The organism is Bradyrhizobium sp. AZCC 1721, assembly GCF_036924715.1.
GTDB lineage: Bacteria > Pseudomonadota > Alphaproteobacteria > Rhizobiales > Xanthobacteraceae > Bradyrhizobium.
The window spans coordinates 1,095,003-1,114,976 of sequence record NZ_JAZHSB010000001.1; the positions used below are offsets into that span (position 1 = coordinate 1,095,003).

General features: G+C 63.7%; 13 protein-coding genes. 9 read left to right on the forward strand and 4 right to left on the reverse strand.

Annotated features, from left to right (window positions below; genetic code table 11):
- Window positions 1-14 precede the first annotated feature (14 nt).
- The 3 genes from V1273_RS05295 (at window position 15) to V1273_RS05305 (ending at window position 3,280) form a co-directional block, all read left to right on the forward strand.
- Window positions 15-803 (forward strand): FkbM family methyltransferase, encoded by a 789-nt coding sequence (locus V1273_RS05295; RefSeq protein ID WP_334366583.1) that lies wholly within the window; start codon window positions 15-17, stop codon window positions 801-803.
- Between the two features lie 67 nt (window positions 804-870).
- Window positions 871-2,190: a UDP-glucose dehydrogenase family protein gene (locus V1273_RS05300; protein ID WP_334408937.1), complete on the forward strand. Its 1,320-nt coding sequence runs from the start codon at window positions 871-873 to the stop codon at window positions 2,188-2,190.
- 46 nt (window positions 2,191-2,236) lie between these two features.
- Window positions 2,237-3,280, forward strand: coding sequence for an NAD-dependent epimerase (locus tag V1273_RS05305; RefSeq protein ID WP_334412175.1), 1,044 nt, complete (start codon window positions 2,237-2,239; stop codon window positions 3,278-3,280).
- Window positions 3,281-3,295: 15 nt separating this feature from the next.
- Here V1273_RS05305 and V1273_RS05310 read toward each other — a convergent pair whose 3' ends face one another.
- Window positions 3,296-4,240 (reverse strand): helix-turn-helix domain-containing protein, encoded by a 945-nt coding sequence (locus V1273_RS05310; protein WP_334408938.1) that lies wholly within the window; start codon window positions 4,238-4,240, stop codon window positions 3,296-3,298.
- A gap of 154 nt (window positions 4,241-4,394) precedes the next feature.
- On the opposite strand from V1273_RS05310, the gene V1273_RS05315 reads away from it, so the two are divergent.
- From V1273_RS05315 to V1273_RS05325, 3 genes are all read left to right on the forward strand, one after another.
- Window positions 4,395-6,371 carry a primary-amine oxidase gene (locus V1273_RS05315; protein WP_334408940.1) on the forward strand — a complete coding sequence of 659 codons (1,977 nt, stop codon included), beginning with the start codon at window positions 4,395-4,397 and terminating at the stop codon, window positions 6,369-6,371.
- A gap of 113 nt (window positions 6,372-6,484) precedes the next feature.
- Entirely contained in the window at window positions 6,485-8,107 is a 1,623-nt protein-coding gene (gene ggt / locus V1273_RS05320) for a gamma-glutamyltransferase (protein ID WP_334408941.1), read from the forward strand.
- Window positions 8,108-8,180: 73 nt separating this feature from the next.
- On the forward strand, window positions 8,181-8,993 hold the full coding sequence (locus V1273_RS05325; protein ID WP_334408942.1) for an MBL fold metallo-hydrolase: 813 nt from the start codon (window positions 8,181-8,183) through the stop codon (window positions 8,991-8,993).
- Here the strand turns inward: V1273_RS05325 and V1273_RS05330 are convergent.
- The 3 genes from V1273_RS05330 to V1273_RS05340 form a co-directional block, all read right to left on the reverse strand.
- The gene (locus tag V1273_RS05330) at window positions 8,990-10,075 is read right to left on the reverse strand and encodes a 2Fe-2S iron-sulfur cluster-binding protein (protein ID WP_334408943.1); all 1,086 of its coding nucleotides are present in this window, start codon (window positions 10,073-10,075) and stop codon (window positions 8,990-8,992) included. The genes V1273_RS05325 and V1273_RS05330 overlap by 4 nt on opposite strands.
- A complete protein-coding gene (locus tag V1273_RS05335) occupies window positions 10,076-11,953 on the reverse strand; it encodes an ethylbenzene dehydrogenase-related protein (protein ID WP_334383726.1) in 1,878 nt (625 codons plus the stop codon).
- Window positions 11,954-12,216: 263 nt separating this feature from the next.
- Window positions 12,217-13,719 carry a hypothetical protein gene (locus V1273_RS05340; protein WP_334408944.1) on the reverse strand — a complete coding sequence of 501 codons (1,503 nt, stop codon included), beginning with the start codon at window positions 13,717-13,719 and terminating at the stop codon, window positions 12,217-12,219.
- Between the two features lie 557 nt (window positions 13,720-14,276).
- Here V1273_RS05340 and V1273_RS05345 point away from each other — a divergent pair.
- From V1273_RS05345 to htpG, 3 genes are all read left to right on the forward strand, one after another.
- Window positions 14,277-15,986: a type I secretion system permease/ATPase gene (locus V1273_RS05345; RefSeq protein WP_334412176.1), complete on the forward strand. Its 1,710-nt coding sequence runs from the start codon at window positions 14,277-14,279 to the stop codon at window positions 15,984-15,986.
- On the forward strand, window positions 15,983-17,956 hold the full coding sequence (locus V1273_RS05350; protein ID WP_334408945.1) for an HlyD family type I secretion periplasmic adaptor subunit: 1,974 nt from the start codon (window positions 15,983-15,985) through the stop codon (window positions 17,954-17,956). The genes V1273_RS05345 and V1273_RS05350 overlap by 4 nt, the downstream gene beginning before the upstream one ends.
- Window positions 17,957-18,060: 104 nt before the next feature.
- Window positions 18,061-19,941 carry a molecular chaperone HtpG gene (gene htpG, locus V1273_RS05355; protein WP_334408946.1) on the forward strand — a complete coding sequence of 627 codons (1,881 nt, stop codon included), beginning with the start codon at window positions 18,061-18,063 and terminating at the stop codon, window positions 19,939-19,941.
- Window positions 19,942-19,974 lie beyond the last annotated feature (33 nt).

Consider the following 19,974-nt stretch of genomic DNA (forward strand, 5'->3'; position numbering starts at 1 on the left):
CAAGGGAGGCAGCAATGAACACAAAACAACACGTCAAGGAGCTGGTGAAGGATGCGTTTCCCTCGATATGGCTGCAATGGCACTTCATGAAGCGCCCCAAATCGGCGGAGCGGGAACTGTCCTATCTCGACAAGGTCATTCCCGACGACGCGGTGACGGTCGACGTCGGCGCAAACTGCGGCCTCTACACGCGGCGGCTGGCGCGGCTTTCCCGCCAGGTCCACGCCTTCGAGCCTTCGCAGCAGATGGCGAGGTTGCTGCGCCGAACCTCGGCGCGCAATGTGAGCGTTCACGAGATCGCGCTGTCGGATCATGACGGCGATGCCGAGCTGTTCATCCCGCAAGGCGAAGATGGTTTGGTGTACGGCCTTGCCTCGCTGGAGGCGCGAGCCGACTCATCGGCGAAGGTCGTTTCCGCTCATGTGCCGATCGCGCGGCTCGACGCTGTGATCGACCAGGACGTGGCGTTCGTGAAGATCGACGTCGAAGGCCACGAGTTGAATGTGCTGAACGGCGCCGTCGAGCTTCTGGAGCGCTGCCAGCCGGTATTCCTGGTCGAGGCGGAGGACCGGCATCGCACCGAGGCGACCCGCTTGGTGTTCGAATTCTTTCGGAACAAATCCTATCGGGGGTTCTTCCTGAAGGACAACGACGTGATTGGAGTGGAACAGTTCGATTCCCGAAGGCTTCAGGATGCAGATGCGCTGCGGCCAGACGGCGGCCGCAAGAACGGACAGTTCTACGTCAACAACTTCTTCTTCTTTCCCCGGCATCTCGACGGCGAATCGATATTGAGCAGCTAGCTCGTCGTTTCACCGCCTCTCCGCCGGCGCGGCCTTGGGCCGCGCGGCTTTTCAGACAGGAACCGTAATGCATATAGCGATGATTGGCGCCGGCTATGTCGGGCTGGTGTCAGGGGCGTGCTTTTCCGATTTCGGCCATCAGGTCGTCTGTATCGACAGCAATGCGGAGAAGGTTGCGAGCCTCAAAGACGGGGAGATGCCGATCCACGAACCCGGACTGGCCGAACTGGTGGCGCGAAACGTTGGCCAAGGCCGGCTTTCATTTTCGAGCGATCTGAAATCGGCCGTCAGCGGTGCCGAAGTGGTGTTCATCGCGGTAGGCACGCCGTCACGCCGCGGCGATGGCCATGCCGATCTTTCCTATGTCTATGCGGCGGCGCGCGAGATCGCGGCCGTGCTTCCCGACCAGGCGGTGGTGGTCACCAAGTCGACGGTCCCGGTCGGGACCGGCGACGAGGTCGAGCGCATCATCCGCGAGGAAAATCCCGACGCCAAAGTTGCTGTCGTTTCCAATCCCGAATTCCTGCGCGAAGGGGCGGCGATCCGCGACTTCAAGCATCCCGACCGGATCGTGATCGGAACGGACGACGCGCGCGCCCGCAGCGTGATGGCCGAGGTGTACCGGCCGCTTCACCTCAACGCGTCCCCAATCCTCTATACCGATCGCCGCACCGCCGAATTGACGAAATACGCCGCCAACTCCTTTCTCGCCACCAAGATCGCCTTCATCAACGAGATCGCCGATCTCGCCGAAAAGGTCGGCGCCAATGTGCAGGAAGTCGCGCGCGGGATCGGGCTCGACAACCGGATCGGCCAGAAATTCCTGCATGCGGGGCCGGGCTTCGGCGGCTCCTGTTTTCCAAAGGACGCGATGGCGCTGATCAAGACCGGTCAGGACAACGAGGCGCCGGTGCGCATCGTCGAAACGGTGGTCGCCGTCAACGACCAGCGCAAGCGGGCGATGGCACGCAAGGTCGCGAATGCGTTCGGCGGCAACATCCGGGGCAAATCCATTGCGGTGCTCGGCGTAACGTTCAAGCCGGATACCGACGACATGCGCGACGCGCCATCCATTCCGCTGATCACCGCGCTGCAGGACATGGGGGCCGAGGTGCGCGTTTTCGATCCTGTCGGCATGGAGCAGGCGAAGAAGGTGTTTGAGAACGTCACCTTTTGCGACAACGCCTATCGTTGCGCGAAAGGATGCCACGCGCTCGTCATCGTCACGGAGTGGGAGCAGTTCCGGGCGCTGGATCTCAAGGAATTGTCCACCATCATGGCCTGTCCCGTCATTGTCGATCTGCGCAACATCTACGCTCCGGAGGAGGTGAGGCGGAACGGCTTTCTGTACTGCGGCGTGGGGCGGCCGAAATCGGTGGCGTACTGACAAGCATGGGCCGTCATGACATCGGCTAGTGGAGGATGCACGCATGATGCCGGATCAGGCAATTCTGGTAACGGGAGCCGCGGGCTTCATCGGATTTCACGTGGCGCAACGGTTGCTGCAGTCGGGCCATCGCGTGGTCGGGCTCGACAACCTCAATTCATACTACGATCCGCAACTGAAGGCGGCCCGGCTCGCGATCCTGCGCAACGATCCGCGTTTTCAGTTTGAAGAGCTGGACGTGGCGGATCGCGTCGCGATACCGGCGCTGTTCGCGCGCCATCGGTTTCCCGTCGTCATTCATCTGGCCGCGCAAGCAGGTGTGCGCTACTCGCTGCAGGATCCGCACGCTTATGTCGACGCCAATCTGGTCGGCTTCACCAATGTCCTGGAGGGATGCCGGCACCATGGCTGCCGCCATTTGTTGTTCGCATCTTCGTCGTCTGTGTACGGGGCAAACAGGAAGTTGCCCTTCTCGGTGCATGACAATGTCGATCATCCGATCAGCCTTTATGCCGCGAGCAAGAAGGCCAATGAATTGATGGCTCATTCGTACAGCCATCTTTACGGAATCCCGTGCACCGGATTGCGCTTCTTCACGGTGTACGGCCCGTGGTATCGGCCCGATATGGCGCTGTTCGTGTTTGCGGACGCGATTGTCCGCGGCGATCCGGTCAAGCTGTTCAATGGCGGCCGGATGCTTCGCGACTTCACCTATATTGACGACGTGACAGAGGCTCTGGTCCGCCTGATCGATCGCGCGCCGCAGGTCGGGCAGCCCGGGCCCGGGCTGGACGGAATTCAGGACCCGGGATCGAGCATCGCCCCTTGGCGCATCTACAATGTCGGCAACAACAAGCCGCAGGAATTGATGCTCGTACTCGACATCCTCGAGCGTGAGCTGGGACGCAAGGCCAACAAGGAACTGCTGCCGATGCAGCCGGGCGACGTGCCGACCACCTATGCCGATGTTGATGACCTCGTGCGCGACGTGGGCTTTCGCCCGGCAACCCCGATCGAGGACGGCATCCAGAGGTTCGCAGCCTGGTATCGCAGCTATTACGAAGCAAACCAGGCGGTGGCCGCATCCTAGAACCGGTACGCCTGCCTAGAACCGAACCGGCACGCTTGCGCGAAAATCCCGCGGCGTGGTGCCATGTTTGTTTTTGAACGCGCGTGCAGCGTGAGCGGCATCGGCAAACCCGCACTGATGCGCCAATCTCGCGATCGAAATGTTGGCCAGCGAAGCCTGCCGCAGCAGGTTGCGCAGCATTTCGACCCGCAGATGAAGGACATGCCGTTCGAACGTGGTCTCGCGGTCGGCGAAGATGCGATGGAAGGTCCGCTCCGAGATGCCGAACTCGGCGGCGAGCGCCGGCACTGGCCGGACGGCGACGATATTGGCCCTCAGATAGGTGTCGATCAGGCGGAACAGGTTGGGACGGGTGAGTTGATGGCCAGCGCCTGCGGCAAGACGCAGCAGAGCCGACAGGAAGGCAACGATATCTGGCTCATCTTGTCGTCCTGGCGGATCGGGCAAGGAAATCGCGTTGCGAACCATCGCTGCGATCGAACGCGCAACAGTCCCGGATAGCGGTACAGGCTTGGCGCACAATCGCTCCGCGCCGGGAATGCACCGCAACAGCGGCGCGGCGGGGACCGTTGCGATCAGCAGTTCCGCGCGCTGTTCGGGGCCGAACAGCCGATCCTCGAACGGACGCCGCGCGTCATAGAGCACGCCATACCCCGGATCGATCGTGCCCTCGTTGCCGGCTTGCACCATCGCGCTGCGCCCGCGCCGCTGGAAGTCGAACATGAATTCGTCCGAGCCGGCCCGGCTCACCAGCCTGGCATCGCGGGTGTAGCATTGCGGGCTGCTGTCGAAGCGCACGAGCTTGGCATCGCCGATCTCGACGAACTCGAAGTGGCCGCTGACGACGGTGGAGCCGAGCGGCTTGGTCTCGATATTGGCAAAAGACCGGCAGATCGCCTCGGTCCAGAAGGCCTGACGCTCCGTCGGACGGATCGGGTCGGTGGAGACGCTGATCGGCATCGCGTGACGACATCCGGTTGATGAACCCCCAGCGTCGCGCAGGATTGGTGGCTCTGGCAAGGGCCGAACCAGCGCCGGACGTGGCAGGTTCATTCAAGACACGCCGTCTCGGACCGCTGTAACCTGCGACCGGTCCATGGGAATTCGGTCCGATATGATACCTACAAAGCCATCTGTCGGCACAGATGCCGATCACCCGCTCGACCCGCTCAGCGAGGCCGAAGTCGCACTGGCGTCCGAAATCTTGAAGAAAGAAAAGCGACTCGGCCCGCACGCGCGATTTACCCATGTTCAGCTCGAAGAGCCGGCCAAGTCCGACGTCCTCGGCTGGGAGCCGGGCGTTGTGCTGCCACGGCGGGCCGCCGCCACCCTGTTCGACAGCAAGACCGGCGCGACGCACGTCGCCACGGTGGACCTCGCATCGAAGTCGGTAACCGCTTGGCGGGAGTATTCGACCAAGGCCCATCCTTACGGCCAGCCGCCGATCACCATCGAGGAAGTGTTCAAGGTCGGCGACATCGTCAAGGCCGACGCGGACTGGCGGCGCGCGATGAAGCGGCGCGGCCTCGATGACAAGGACATCGAGCTGGTTCAGGTCGATCCGTTCTCGGCCGGCTATTTCGACCGCGAGGTGGAGAAGGGCCGCAGGCTGGTCAGCGCCGTGTCCTATTGGCGCAGGGATCTCAAGGACAACGGCTATGCGCATCCGATCGAGGGCGTGGTCGCGCTGGTCGACCTGATCGAGAACAGGATCGTCCATCTGGTCGACGAGCCCGACATCATCCCGATCCCGAAAACGTCGCGCAACTACGACCGGGCGTCGATCCCGCAAACGCGCAAGGACGTCAAGCCGCTCGACATCGTGCAGAAGGACGGCCCGAGCTTTACAGTCGAGGGCTGGAAGGTCGGTTGGCAGAACTGGTCGTTCCGCGTCGGCTGGACCGCGCGCGAGGGCCTGGTGTTGCACCAGATATCGTTCCGCGATGGTGCGCGCGAACGGCCGATCATTTATCGAGCCAGCGTCACCGACATGATCGTGCCCTATGCCGATCCGACCGCGAACCATTTCTGGAAATGCGCCTTCGATGCCGGCGAGTATGGGCTGGGCAAGCTCGCCAACGCGCTCGAGCTCGGCTGCGATTGCCTCGGCCATATCAATTATTTCGACGTGCCGGTCGCCGACGACTACGGCAAGCCCGGCATCATGAAGAACGCGATCTGCCTGCATGAGGAGGATTACGGGATCCTCTGGAAGCATTACGAGTTCCGCAACGAGACGTTCGAGGTGCGGCGGTCGCGCCGCCTCGTCATCTCTTTCTTCACCACAGTCGGAAACTACGACTACGGCTTCTTCTGGTATTTTTATCAGGACGGCACGATCCAGCTCGAAGTCAAACTGACCGGCATCATCCAGACCGCAGCGATTGCCGCAGGCAAGGACTACCCGTGGGGCGGCATGGTCGCCGAGTATCTCGGCGGCCCGACCCATCAGCACTTCTTCAATGCCCGCCTGCACATGATGCTCGATGGCGAAGGCAACACCGTCACCGAGCACGAGTTCCGCCCGCGGCCGTGGGGTACGGACAACCCATACGGCAACGTGTTCGATGTCACGGCCCGAACGCTCTCGCGCGAGCGCGACGCGGCCCGAGAAGCCGATGGGCGGACCGGGCGGTACTGGAAGATCAGCAACCCCAACAAAACGAATAGCGTCGGCGGTCCGACATCGTACAAGCTGATAGCGCACAGTGCGCCCGCGATGCTGGCGCAAGAGGGCTGTTACATGACCTCGCGCGGCGGATTTGCAACCAAGCACGTCTGGGTGACGCGCTATGCGCCCGACGAGCGATACGCGAGCGGCGAATTTCCGAACCAGCATGCCGGCGGCGACGGTCTGCCGAAATATATCGCCCAGAACCGCACCATCGAAAACCAGGATATCGTGGTCTGGCACAGTTTTGGGGCGACGCATGTCTGCAGGCCCGAGGATTTTCCGGTGATGCCGGTCGAATATGTCGGCTTCACGCTAAAGCCGAACGGCTTCTTTGCCGAGAATCCGGCGATGGACCTGCCGCCCGACCGGAACGCTGCGAGCCGGGACAACCGCGACAAGGGTTCATGCTGCGGCTGACGTGCGCAGGTTTGCTGTTTCTTTTCATCAAGCAAGGAGACCTGACCATGAATCGCAGGTACATGATCAGGCGAATTCGCGTCTGACGGCTCGGCATATTCCAGGGGCCTGAATTGGACATTCGTACCGGCCGGCCGGTGACGCTTGCGTCGAACGGCATGGTGACGTCGCCGCATTCGCTGGCTTCTGCTGCCGGCATCGACGCGCTCCGCGCCGGCGGCTCCGCCATCGATGCCGCGATTGCGACGAGCGCCGTGCTCGCCGTCGTCTATCCGCACATGACCGGTCTCGGCGGGGACGCGTTCTGGCTCATTCACGATGGTGCCAGCGGCGAGATCCGCTACCTCAATGGCGGCGGCAAGGCGGCAGCCACTGCTACGCTTTCGTCGATCGAACAGCGAGGGTTGAAGGAAATCCCGCTGCGGGGAATCGTGCCGGCGACGCTCACGGTGCCGGGCGCAGTGGCGAGCTGGATCGAGGCGCACCATGTCCATGGGCGATTGCCTCTGCGGCGCGTGCTCGAGAGCGCCATCGGCTATGCCCGCGACGGCTTTCCGGTCACCGGCCGCCTTGCCAGCTTTATCGAGATGATGCGCGATGATCTGCTTGGGGATCGCGAGGCCGCCGCGCTGTTCTTTCCGCAAGGCACGGCAGCGCGGCCAGGCGCAAAGCTCACCAATGCAAACCTTGCCCGCACGCTTCAATCGATCGCGGATGGTGGGTGGTCGGGCTTTTATCAAGGGGATGTCGCGGCTGAAGTGGCGCGCTTTTCGGAAGAGAAAGGCGGCCTGTTTCGGCTGGCCGATTTCGGCCGGCAGAAGGCGATCTGGGGCGAGCCGCTTGCTGGCGGCTACCGCGACGTCACCGTCTTCAACACGCCGCCGCCGACGCAGGGCTTTACCGTGCTCGAGATGCTCAACCTCCTCGAGCCGCACGAACTGCATCGAAAGGATTTTCTCGGGCCCGACCATGTGCATCTCATGGTACAGGCCAAGCAGATTGCCTATCACGACCGCGATCAGACGCTCGCTGATCCCTCCTTTGTCGAGGTGCCGGTCGAGCGGCTGATATCGAAGGAATACGCGCACCTGCGCGGCCGGCTGATCGACGGGAGGTCGGCATTGAAATGGGACATGGTCCCATCCTTCGGCAGCCTTGCCGGCGACACAGTCTATGTCGCCGTTGTCGATCGTGACGGCAACGCAGCGTCGCTGATTCAAAGCCTGTATGGCGCGTTCGGCGCCTGCGTGGTCGCGGGAAACACCGGCGTCATCCTGCAAAATCGCGGCGCGTATTTCACGCTGGACCGCAATCATCCCAATCGCCTCGAGCCCGGCAAGATCCCGCTGCATACGCTGATCGCCTCGATGGCCAAACGCGACGGCAAGCTCTGGAGCGTGCTCGGCTGCATGGGCGCGGATGGCCAGCCGCAAATTCAGCTCCAGCTTTGTTCCGCCATGATCGATTTCGGATTCGATATCCAGGAAGCGATCGAGATGCCGCGATTTCTCTCCGGCCGCTTCGCGCTCGGCGAGGCGCGCGACACGCTGCATATCGAAGGGCGGTTCCCTATAGATACGATCGATGCGCTCGCACAGCGCGGCCACACCATCAACCGCTGGGACGCCTGGAACGAAATGGCCGGCCATGCGCATGGCATCACGATCGACCGGCGGAACGGCGTGCTGAGCGGCGGTTCGGACCCGCGCAGCGACGGGGCGGCGATCGGTTACTAAATGTTGATCCGCGCTTCGCATTGGCTGGCCCTGCCGTTATGCGTTACCACTCCTTCCGACAGGAGTGATGCCGATGCCGCTATGGACCTGCGAACAATGTGGCGCCCAGTTTCCCGAAAGTGCCGACCCACCGGCCGCGTGTCCGGTCTGCGAGGACGAACGGCAATTTGTGAACTGGAAGGGACAGGCGTGGCTCACGCGCGAGGAATTGGCGCAACATCACACGCTCGTCTGGCGTGATGATCTCGGCATTCCCGGTATCGGACTCAAGCCGAGTTTTGCGATCGGACAGCGCGCGCTACTCGTGCGCGAGGCGGATGGCTGCGTGATGTGGGATTGCGTGCCGTTAGCCACGCCCGAGGCGATCGACTACGTCGGTTCGCTCGGAGGCCTGAAGGCGATTGCCGTCTCGCACCCGCACTACTATGGCGCGGTCGCCGACTGGAGCGAGGCGTTCGGCGGCGTGCCGGTCTACCTGCACGGCGACGACCGCGCTTTCGTCACGCGGCCGCACCGGACAATCGTGCCATGGACCGGCGACAGCCTCCGGCTCTCGGACGATATCCTGCTGGTACGAACCGGCGGACATTTTGCAGGTGCCACGGTCCTGCATTGGCGCGCTGGCGCGGAGGGCCGTGGTGCGCTGCTCACCGGTGATGTCGCCATGGTGGCGATGGATCGCCGCTCCCTCAGTTTCATGTACAGCTATCCGAATTACATCCCGCTCAATGCCGCAGCCGTGCGCCGGCTCGCGCGCGCGGTCGAGCCGCTGGCATTCGACCGCATCTATGGCGCGTGGTGGGGCCGCAACATCGAAGGCAATGCCAAGGCGGCGTTCGAAATGTCCGTTCAGCGATATATCGCAGCCATCGCAGGCATCGGCTAGCGGTTACCCGCGCCAACCGCGGACACACCGCGGGGCATCGGCGCCTCGCGTTGCGCCGACTGCAACGGGATGGCGCCCTTCGGCTCGCTGAGCCAGCCGGTGAGGCGCGACATCAGGCCGGCCTGCTCCACCTTCCGCGGCTCTTGTACGAAGGGATCGGTGTAGCATCGCGCGCCCGCAGCCTTTGCAATCCGTGCCACCGCATCGGTCATGGCCGGCGCGCCCGCGGTGTAGACCACGTCATCCGGCGTGAGTTTTGGCAAATGATCGGTCGGCCGACCGCTACGAACGGCATGCGAGATATTTTGCGGCTCCGATACCATCGGAATCAGCGTGACATTGGGAAACAGCGCCAGCCGGCATAGCGCCGCATGCATGTAGAGCGAACGGATGCTCCGGGCCGCCACCACGAAGACCATTTCGCGCTGCGGCTGCTCCATGATCGCGGCGACCGCGACCGACCACATCGGGGCGAAACCGGTGCCGCTGGCGACGAGAACGATGCGCCCGGCATGGCCTTGCCTGAAAAAGGCGCGACCGTACGGCCCCATCAGCTTGATGCGATGTCCGGCGCGGATGTCGTGGCCGAGTGCCGAGGATACCAGCCCGTCTGCGACCTTTCGGATATGAAAGTGCAGGATGCGATCGTGGGGCCGGCCTTCCAGCGGATAGGTCGGGCTGTAGGACCTTGACGGGAATCCCTGAAACTGCAGCTTGCAGTACTGGCCGGGAAGATAGTCGAGCGGCTTCGGCAGCTCGATGTCGACACCCACCACGTCGGGCGCGAGCTGAACGGTCTGCGCCACTTCCGCCGACAGCGCCACCGGCTCGGGAGCCGCCTCGATCGCAATTTCGAGATCGGAAACGATTCTGGCCTGGCAGGCATGGATCATGTCGTCGCCCCGGCTATGGCCGCCGAATACCTGGCCGTCGACGAGCCGCACGCGGCAGGCGCCGCAAATTCCGGAACGGCAATCATGCGGAAGATCGACCCCGTTCATCAACGCCCAGTCGAGCAGAAGCTCGCCGCGATTGGCCAAATACGGCTCGTTGTTAACAGTGACTTTGCAAATCCTTGACATTTATTCCACCTCGATACGAATAGGACGGACGTGCCGTGTATGTCTGATCTGGCTGTGGTCGAAAGCGGCGACCCGCATGAAGATGCCGGTCTTGATCGGCACGTCGAACTGGCTTGTGGTGTCGAGCCGACGCTTCACCTCGAGCGCCCAATGGCCGGAAGCCCAGCGGGCTGCGCTTCTGATGTCGGCGCGGTCGCCTGAAAATTCGCCGCCCAGGATGACGCCCGGGATCACGGTCCCCGTCGGGATGCGGGCGTCGACGTTGGTCGAATACGGCACGGAATCCTGCTCGGTCATGAACCATCGCGCGCCGTCGCTTTCGCCGTGATTGGGATCGAGGTCGATATCCCCCATCGCGTTCGTCGTGTCGGCGACGACTTTGGGCAGGCGCAGCGGAGCGATCAGCCGGCTGCGGCGTGGACCGCCTGACGTGTCGGCCTCGACGGTGAAATTGTCCCGGTAGTTTGCCGTGCCCGGGTCGGGCGCGAAGCCGCCCTTGTACGGAACGACGTTTGCCGCCTGCATCGGGGTCGGGTCGAGCGGCGGCCCGAAATGCGTATCGTCCATCCATCCGGTCGCGCCGCTCGTGGCCTTCCACTGCCAGACATCGGCATAGCCGGATGCCGTGTAATGCAGTCCGCGGCCGCTCATGGTGGCAGGCGCGCCGGCGACCGGCTGCGGCCCGGGATGAAAGGTTCGCCCGCCCGCCAGCGTGACATCCGACGTGGTCAGCAGCACCGAAAACTTGTCTTCGTTGTACTGATGCTCGTCGCCAAGCTGAAAGCCGGAATGAAGCAGGTGCCATCCATCGGCCTGCTTGACGAGCGGCAGGTGTTTTAGCGAGCGCGTCGAATCTTCCCAGGTGAAGAGGAAATAGGCATAGGTGCCGTCATGCACCGCGCGAATTTCGATTCTGGTCTCGCCCTTGCCGTCGAAATTTCCGCCTTCTCCGGTCAATAGCGAGAACGGCCTGACGCCGCGCCAGGCCCGATCGGACGTGTCGCCGTCGAGGGCCGGCGCGTCGGCGGGATTGATGCGGCGAATCTGAACACCGTCCACCGCCAGCCGATCGGTAGCCACGAGGAGCGAAGCGCCAGTGATCGCAGCGGCGGCCGCCACGAGGAACGGATTGGCCTGCAGCGTCGGGTTTCGCGATCTCGAAGGCCCGGCATGGGATCGTGGCGCCGGATCCGGCTCACGCGTCCGATCGCGGCGCGCCTCTGCGCCGGGCTGCAGTGGATGCGATGCAACCTCAGGCGGTGGGTCTTCGGGTTCCGGCGCCCGCGCCGATCGCTCGGCCAGCAGTCCCAAGAGCTCGACGGCATCGAGCCGCGGCGGCGGCGCCGGCAGCGGAGCGGGACGAAAAATACGCAGCAGTTGCGAGATGCCGCCGCTTTTGTATTGGGTCAGGACATGAAGGGCGACAAAGGCGAGGATCACCCAGGTCCCCACCCAATGCAGCATCGCCACGTCGTAGCCAGAGTAGAAGCCGAAATAGAGCGCGCCGCCGCTGACCAGCAAACCGAACATCGTGACGAAGAAAATCCAGTACATCAGGGCAATCACGGCGCTCAATCTGGCCTGTCCGCGGCCGAACAAGCCGCGCAGGCGAACCTTGTCGAGCTGGACGCGGCGTCCGAGGCCGGAGCGGAGCATGTAGACGACGTAGCCGATCGCCACGGCGACCAGGACGACGGCCGCCTGCATATGGGCGATCCATACGCTGTCGCGCGGCAGCACGGCGTCGAACCAGTTGATCCAGGTCCGGTCGGGCGTTTCCGTCGCAATGCGTAAGCCGGTGACGAGCGCAACGACGAATGCGGCCACGAACGTCCAGTGTAGAATGATGGTCCCATAGTCCGTCTTACGCTGCCTCACACATACGCCCCGCTACTTCACTTACCGAACAGCAACTGTTGGCGCCGATCCCGCCAACCGCCGATGTCGCTGCCGTACTAGTGATGGTCCTCAAAGCCGTCGGTGAGGCCATCGTCCAAGATCGTTCTTTGCGGGCACTGGCCGGTGAAGCGCTCTTTTGCGCCCGCCGCGTGAGCCGGATCGGCGAACGCGCTTCTTGTTTGATGTATCGGCCTCCAGCGTCCCCGACGTGTCGGGGGCGCCGGAGGTCGCGCCGCGCGCCGCTATCCCCACATATGATGTAAATGATGTGCCAATTCGGGCATGTCCGAATTGGCTTGGTCCGCCCCCCCGATCTCCACGTCGGCAGCCGCAAACATCACCGGCTCGCCGCTGATGGCGGGAGCTGCGACTTGTTGCACGTCCGATGTGGCTACCGCGGCCAGCGCCGGCGGCGTTTCGGCGACCGGCGTCTCCACGACCGGCGTCCCCAGTACCTCGGCGACCGTCAAGCCGTCTGGATTGTAGGTGCCGCCGGTAACAGGGGTATTGTTGCCGCCGACATCGGCCGCATTGCCGTGCATCTGGTCCGCGGCAGCGACGACCAGCGTCGCGTTGCCGGTCTGCAATCCCTTGATCATTGCGGCAATCTCGGCGCCGAGGATGCCGCCCAGGTCCGCGTCGAAATCGGTGACGCTCTTCTCGAATGCCCTGAGATCGCCGATCAGCGCGGCGATCGCCTCGCTGTCTTGGCTTCCCACGATGTCGACGGCTTGCTTTCCAAGCGAATTGGACCGCGCAATGAAATTGGCCACGAACGCCGTCTGCACATCATTGTCGAGATATTTCGGAGCCGGCGAGGTGTCATCCGGAAGCGGCGTAAGGCCGCCGATGCCGTCTTGCGTTGCCATATCAGCCAGATTGGCATCGCTCTGGATGATGTCGATGATGTCGAGGATGTTGTCGGCGCTGGCCTGTGCCGCATTGGGGCTTATCCCGGGGTCGTTGATGTAGACGAGCTCGAGTTGGAGTTGCTGCACGATCTCATCGGCATGGACGCCAGTCAGGCCGTCGAACAGCTCCGGGTTGGCGGTCATCAGCGCCTGCATGTCCGATATCACGGCGTTGATATCATCGGTGATCTGCGCCCGGTTACCGTCATTGACCCCGCCAAGGATCTGACTGGCCACGTCCTCGAAGATCGCGCCGATCTCCGCGAGATTGTGAGGCGCCGTGGCGGCGGGGGCAGTGGGCAGCGGCGCGGGCGGCGCCGGATTAGCCAGCACGGGATCGGTACTGACGGCATTGATGACGCTGAGTTGGCTGACGCGAAGCGCTTGTTCTGCGCCGGCGGCGTTGCCGAACGCGCCTCCCGCGCTCACCGAGGCGTTGGCCGCCGAAATGGCGCTGGTGATGTCGGACAGGATCGCCTGAACATGGCCGAGCGCGGCGCCGGAAAACTGGCCTGTATTGAGCTCGGCCAGCAGATTGTTCTGCACCGCGGTGAGATCGTTCGTGTGGCTTGCGATGCTGCCGGCTGGTTGGGTGCCGTTGCCGAGTGCGCTTTGCTGCGGGACATCCACTGGCGCCCGAGCCATGCCGTTGAAGGTTGAGCCGAGGTCGGAAAAATTCGAACCGACAGGCCGTGACGTCGTTTGGCTGGCCGGCGGCGTTTCATCGGGCGGTGTCGTGGACGGGGAAGCCGGAGCGACTGGCGGGCTGGCGACTTCATCGATCGGAAGATCGAGATCAGCGTCGGGCTGATCCCCGTGAGCCAAGCGAGCCATTGTTCGTCCCCTGCTGTCCAGTCGAATCCATTGACGCATAGGCGCGGCCATCCGCCAGGGGGCGGGATGTCGCGCATGGTGAAGGATCATTTAGCTTGATGGCGTCATTCGGCCGACACAGCGACCAATGAGCGCCGAAGCAAGGTGATAGACGGACAAATCCATGACGCACGCCGTGCGGGAAAATCGGCGAATGAAGCGCGCGCGACAAGGGCATCGCAGCCCTTGTCTGACGCGCCGTGTCTTCGGTGCCGGCATCTTAGCCGGAGGTGTGCACGCCGTTTCGGCAACCACCGAGCGTTTGCCACCGTTCTACCCACGAGCGAACTTGAACAATCGGCATTCGTCGCATTGTTGCCGAAAAATGGTCCGCATCGCGCGTCAAGGAGACCTGCAGGGAGACCCGATGGGGCGGGTCGTAGGGCAGTTCAATGAGTATCGCTCAGGGGCAGACGCAGGACCGGGCGCGGGCAGTGCCCCGCGCGGTCTCGAGCCTGCGTTCGACGCTGGCCGCCGACGATCCTGTCACGAATGCGCTGCGCGCCAGTGCGCGCCGCATGATCGGCGTCGCCGTATTCAGCGGCGTCATCAACATCCTGATGCTGTCGGGCCCACTCTATATGTTGCAGGTGTACGATCGGGTGATTCCGAGCCGTAACCTCGCGACCCTGTTCGGCCTGTCCCTGATGGTGCTGTTCGCCTATCTGGTGCAGGGATATTTCGACGCGATGCGGTCGCGGATGCTGTGCCGGGTCGCAACGCTGTTCGATGCCGGCCTGCAAGGCTCGATCCATTCGGCGCTCGCCACCTTGCCGCTGCGCGGCGCCAAGCCGGTCCTGATGCAGCAGCCGCTGCGCGATCTCGACCAGGTGCGCACCTTCATGTCGGGCATGGGGCCGACGGCATTCCTGGACATGCCGTGGATCCCGGTCTTTCTGATCGGGCTGTTTCTGTTTCACCCCGCGATCGGCTTCACGGCGCTGCTGGGTACTGCGGCGATCATTGCGATGACCTTGCTGACCGAGCGGATCTCGCGCAATTCGACCAAGGCGGCGATGGACATGAACGCGCAGCGCCAGGTGCTGGCGGATGCCACGCAGCGCAACGCGGAAATCGTCCGCGCGCTCGGCATGACGGACCGGTTGACGGCGCGCTGGTCGCAGGCCAACGAGCGCTACCTGCAGGAAAACATCCGCGCCACCGACGTCTATGCCAATCTCGGTTCGGCCGCGAAGGTGCTGCGCTACATTCTGCAATCGGGAATGCTCGGTATCGGCGCCTATCTCGTCGTGGTCGACAAGGCGTCGGGTGGCGTCATGATCGCGTCGTCGATCCTGATGGGGCGCGCGCTCGCACCGGTTGAAATCGCGCTCGGCACCTGGAAGCAACTGGCCGCCGCCCGCCAGGGCCTCGCCCGTCTGCGCGACATCTGCAAGGCGACCGCGCCGCCTCCGGCGCCGCCGGTCATGCTGCCGCGTCCGTGCCGCGAATTGTCCGTGCAAAACCTCGCGGTGGCAGCGCCCGGTTTCGACATGCCGATCGTGTCTGGCGTGACGTTTTCGCTCAAGGCCGGCGCGGGGCTGGCGCTGCTGGGCGCCAGCGCGTCGGGCAAGACCTCGCTTTCCAAAGCGCTGGTTGGAATCTGGCCAGCGCATCGCGGCACAGTGCGGCTTGACGGCGCCTCCCTCGATCAATGGCGCAACGAGGATCTCGGCCGGCACGTCGGCTACCTGCCGCAGGATGTCGGCTTGTTTGACGGCACGGTAGCGGAGAACATCTGCCGTTTCGACGAACACGCAACTTCCGACGCCATCCTCAAGGCCGCCCAGATCGCCGGCGTTCATGACATCATCCTGCGCCTGCCGGAAGGTTATGCGACGCGAATAGGGGCGGGCGGCATCTCGCTGTCCGCGGGACAGAAGCAGCGCGTTGGCCTGGCGCGGGCGGTATTCGGCGATCCGTTTCTGATCGTTCTCGACGAGCCCAACGCCAATCTGGATGCCGACGGTGAGAACGCCTTGACCCGCGCCATCGCAATCATGCGCCAGAACAAATCCATCGTCGTCGTCATCTCGCACCGCCCAAGCGCGCTTTCCGCGCTTGATATGACGATGGTGCTCTATGAGGGCAAGGCGATCGCGTTCGGCCCGAGCGAAGAGGTGTTCGCGCGCGTTCGCAACGCCAACGGCAAGGGCGCGCCGTCGCAGCCCGCGCCGCAGGCCAAGGCAGAGCAGCGCGCATCACTTGCCGAGAGTGTTTCGTCATGAAGAATTTTGATCACGTCCATGCCGACGAAAGAGTGGTGCGGAGCCGGTTCGAAGGAACGGATGCCGAGGCCGCTGCGCCGCAAGGCCAGGCGCTGATTCTCGAACTGCAGCGATTGCGGCAGGCATTCGAACAGGACAATCAGCAGCAGCGGCCGCCGCTGCGGCGTCCACCGCGCGACGAACCACGTCCGGGCGCGCGGCGTCCGGCCCGGCCGAAGCGGCGGAAAAAGGGCAAGATGAGTCGCGTGCTCGATGCGTGGCTCGGCCCTTTTGGATCGCAGTCCGACAGCCTCGATGCCGAGCCGCCGCCGGCGCGCAGTGGACGCGCGGCGCGTGAGCCGCAGTTTATGCCGCCGCCACGGACGGCCAGCCCCCGCGGCCCGGCGGTCAATTCGGGGCCGAATGAACGGCAGGCGCGCGGCCCGATCATCGCGCCGGACGATCCGTCGCTCATGAACATGCCGAGGTCGAGACCGGAGCTTTTGCAGATCGACGACCGGCGGGAGCCGCCTCGCATCGAGGCTCCCCAATTGGCGCCGCCGCGCCCGGCGGGCGCTGTGGCGCGCGGGCGTTCGGTGACGCGGGTGGTCCGCAACGGCGTGACCGCAGGCGTTGCATTCCTTGCCAATCGCGATGCATCGGCGGATGTGGCGGCCGCGCCCGGCGAGAGCATCGTGCTGCGGGCGGCGCGCGCCTACGAGAACGAGTTGCGCACCGGGCTGCGGGTGCTGCTCGTCGTCGGCGGGCTGGCAGGTGGGTGGATGGCGTTCGCGCCCTTGTCGGGCGCCGTCGTGGTGCCGGGTAATCTGGTGGTGCAGTCCAACGTCAAGACCATCCAGCATCCGACCGGCGGTGTGGTCGCACAGATCGCGGTCAATAATGGCATGCGGGTCAACGCCGGCGATCTCTTGCTGCGGCTGGACTCGACGCAGGCGCAGGCCAGCCTTCAGGTCGTGAGCAAGCAGCTCGATGAGGTGCGGGCGAAAATCTCGCGGCTGGTCGCCGAGCGCGACGGTCTGCCCAAACCGGCGATACCGCCCGAACTATCGACCCGGCTGGACGACGGCAACGTCAAGACAGTGCTGGCCTCCGAAGCCTCGCTGTTCAGGGCTCGGGTGACCGCACGCGAGAGCCAAAGGGAGCTGTTGCAGAGCAAGGTGTCGCAGCTTGGCGAAGAGATCATCGGCCTCGAAGCGCAGGTCGCGTCCAAGGCCAAGCAACTGGAGCTGATCACCGGTGAGCTCACGGGAGTGCGGGAGCTCTTCGACAAGCGTCTCGTGCCGATCGCGCGGCTCACGGCCTTGCAGCGCGAGAGTGCCAGAATCGAAGGCGAACGCGGCCAGTTGCTCTCCACGATCGCCGAGACCAAAACCAAGGTTGACGAGGCGAAGCTTCAGATGGTCAGGCTCGACCAGGACGTACGGACGGAAGTCGTCAAGGAGCTCGGCGAGGCGCAAGGCAAGGAAGCCGAACTCAGCGAGCGCGCCGTCGCCGCGCGCGACGTGCTCGAGCGCATCGAGATGCGCGCGCCGACGTCGGGCGTGATCCATCAGCTCAACGCGCACACCATCGGCGGCGTCATTCGCCCCGGCGACACCATCATGGAAGTGGTGCCGGATTCCGACGATCTTCAGATCGAGGCGCGGTTGCAGCCGAACGATATCGATCAGGTGCGCAAGGGCCAGCAGGCTTTCGTTCGGTTCTCGGCCTTCAACCAGCGGGTGACGCCGCAATTGATCGGTCAGGTGTCATACGTCTCGCCCGACACCACCCGCGACCAGCAGACCGGCACGTCCTATTTCACGGTCCGGATCATGCTGCCGGAAGAGGAGCGCCGGCTGCTCGCCGGGCTGCAGCTCGTCTCGGGCATGCCCGCGGAAGTGTTCATGCAGACCGGCAGCCGGACCATGCTCAGCTATCTGTTCAAGCCGATCCTGGATCAGTTCCAGCGCGCTTTCGTCGAGCGGTAAGGGGGCAAACAGGCTTTTGGCGCGTCGTCGCAAATCTTGCCACCCCAGATGGCATCGTTATATCAGGGCTTCCCGTCCTGCCCTGTTTGCATTGCGAGCCCCGTATGACCACCACCACTGCCCCCGAATCCCAGCCGTTCCAGGCCGAGGTCGCCGAGCTTCTGAACCTGATGGTGCACTCGGTCTATTCGGAGACCGAAATCTTCCTGCGCGAGCTGATCTCGAATGCATCTGACGCCTGCGACAAGCTGCGCTATGAGGCGATATCGGCGCCCGAGCTGATTGCCGACGGCGCGCCGCCCAAGATCCGTATCGCGCCGGACAAGAAGGCCAATGCGCTTAGCGTCGTCGACAGCGGCATCGGCATGGACCGGCAGGAGCTGATCGACAATCTCGGCACCATCGCGCGCTCCGGCACAAAGTCGTTTCTTTCGCGCCTCACCGAGGCCAAGGACGGCGCCAATCTGATCGGCCAGTTCGGCGTCGGCTTCTATGCGGCGTTCATGGTCGCCGAGCGCATCGTCGTTACCAGCCGCCGCGCCGGTTCCGATCAGGTCTTCGTCTGGTCGTCCTCCGGCGGCAGCGGATTTGAAATCGCTCAAGCCAGCGACGAAGACGCCACGCGCGTCACCCGCGGCACCGAGATCGTCCTGCACCTGAAGAAAGAGGCATCAAAATATCTCGAGACCTACGAGATCGAACGTGTCGTCCGCGCCTGGTCCGACAACATCCAGTTTCCGATCGAACTGGTGCCGGAGGAGGGCGAGCCGCGCCAGATCAATTCGGCCAGCGCGCTATGGCAGCGGCCAAAATCGGAGCTCAAGCCGGAGGACTACAAGCAGGCCTATCAGCAGGTCGCCGGCGCGTTCGACGAACCGGCGATGACGCTGCATTATCGCGCCGAAGGCCGGCAATCCTATGCGGTGCTGCTGTTTGCGCCGTCGACAAAGCCGTTCGACCTGTTCGACCAGGCGCGCAAGGGCAAGGTCAAGCTCTACGTCCGCCGCGTCTTCATCGCTGACGACGCCGATCTCTTGCCGGCCTATCTGCGCTTCATCCGCGGCGTGATCGACAGCGAAGACCTGCCGCTCAACATCTCGCGCGAGATGCTGCAGAACAATCCGCAACTCGCGCAGATCCGAAAGGCCGTTACCGGCCGCGTGATATCGGAGCTGGAAAGCCTCGGCGAAAAGGAGCCCGAAGCGTTCGCAAAAATCTGGGACGCGTTCGGCCCTGTGATCAAGGAAGGCATCTGGGAGGACTTTGAGCGCCGCGAGAAACTGCTCGCATTGTCGCGCTTCACCACGACAAAGGGCGAGGAGCGTTCGCTCAAGCAATATGTCGAGGATCTTAAGCCGAACCAGACCGACATCTATTATCTCACCGGCGAGAGCGTCGAACGGCTGAAGTCGAATCCGAAACTCGAATCCGCAACCGCTCGCGGCATCGAGGTGCTGCTGCTGACCGATCCGGTCGATGCGTTCTGGACCTCCGCGTCGCTCGATTTCGGCGGCAAGCCGCTAAAATCGTTAAGCCAGGGCGATATCGATTTCGGACTGATCCCGCTGTTGGATGAAAAGGCCGATGACAAGAAAGACGAGGGCGGCGCGGATGAAGCCACGACGATCGCGCTGATCAAGGACGCGCTCGGCGAGCGCGTCTCCGACGTGCGCGCCTCGCAGCGGCTGACCTCGAGCGCGTCGTGCCTCGTCGCCGGCGGCGGAGCACAGGACCGCATGCTCGAGCGGCTGCTCGCAATGCAGAACAAGGGGCCGACCACCAAGCCGATCCTCGAGATCAACATGCGCCATCCCTTGGTCGCGGCGATTGCCGGCGACAAGGACGCGGCCAAGGATCTATCAAAGGATCTGTCGTTCCTGCTGTTGGAGCAGGCGCAGATCCTCGACGGCGAACTGCCGGAAGATCCGGCGGCGTTTGCCAACCGGCTGAACCAGTTGGTGCTACGGGGGATCGCAAAGGGTTAGGACATTCGGTCGCCTGTTTGAACCGAATTCCAA

Coding starts and splice junctions, on each gene's coding strand:
- V1273_RS05295 (WP_334366583.1), top strand. CDS start 15: ATGAACACAAAACAACACGTCAAGGAGCTGGTGAAGGATGCGTTTCCC.
- V1273_RS05350 (WP_334408945.1), top strand. CDS start 15,983: ATGAAGAATTTTGATCACGTCCATGCCGACGAAAGAGTGGTGCGGAGC.
- V1273_RS05300 (WP_334408937.1), top strand. CDS start 871: ATGCATATAGCGATGATTGGCGCCGGCTATGTCGGGCTGGTGTCAGGG.
- V1273_RS05305 (WP_334412175.1), top strand. CDS start 2,237: ATGCCGGATCAGGCAATTCTGGTAACGGGAGCCGCGGGCTTCATCGGA.
- htpG (WP_334408946.1), top strand. CDS start 18,061: ATGACCACCACCACTGCCCCCGAATCCCAGCCGTTCCAGGCCGAGGTC.
- V1273_RS05310 (WP_334408938.1), bottom strand. CDS start 4,240: ATGCCGATCAGCGTCTCCACCGACCCGATCCGTCCGACGGAGCGTCAG.
- V1273_RS05340 (WP_334408944.1), bottom strand. CDS start 13,719: ATGGCTCGCTTGGCTCACGGGGATCAGCCCGACGCTGATCTCGATCTT.
- V1273_RS05315 (WP_334408940.1), top strand. CDS start 4,395: ATGATACCTACAAAGCCATCTGTCGGCACAGATGCCGATCACCCGCTC.
- V1273_RS05325 (WP_334408942.1), top strand. CDS start 8,181: ATGCCGCTATGGACCTGCGAACAATGTGGCGCCCAGTTTCCCGAAAGT.
- V1273_RS05345 (WP_334412176.1), top strand. CDS start 14,277: ATGATCGGCGTCGCCGTATTCAGCGGCGTCATCAACATCCTGATGCTG.
- V1273_RS05330 (WP_334408943.1), bottom strand. CDS start 10,075: ATGTCAAGGATTTGCAAAGTCACTGTTAACAACGAGCCGTATTTGGCC.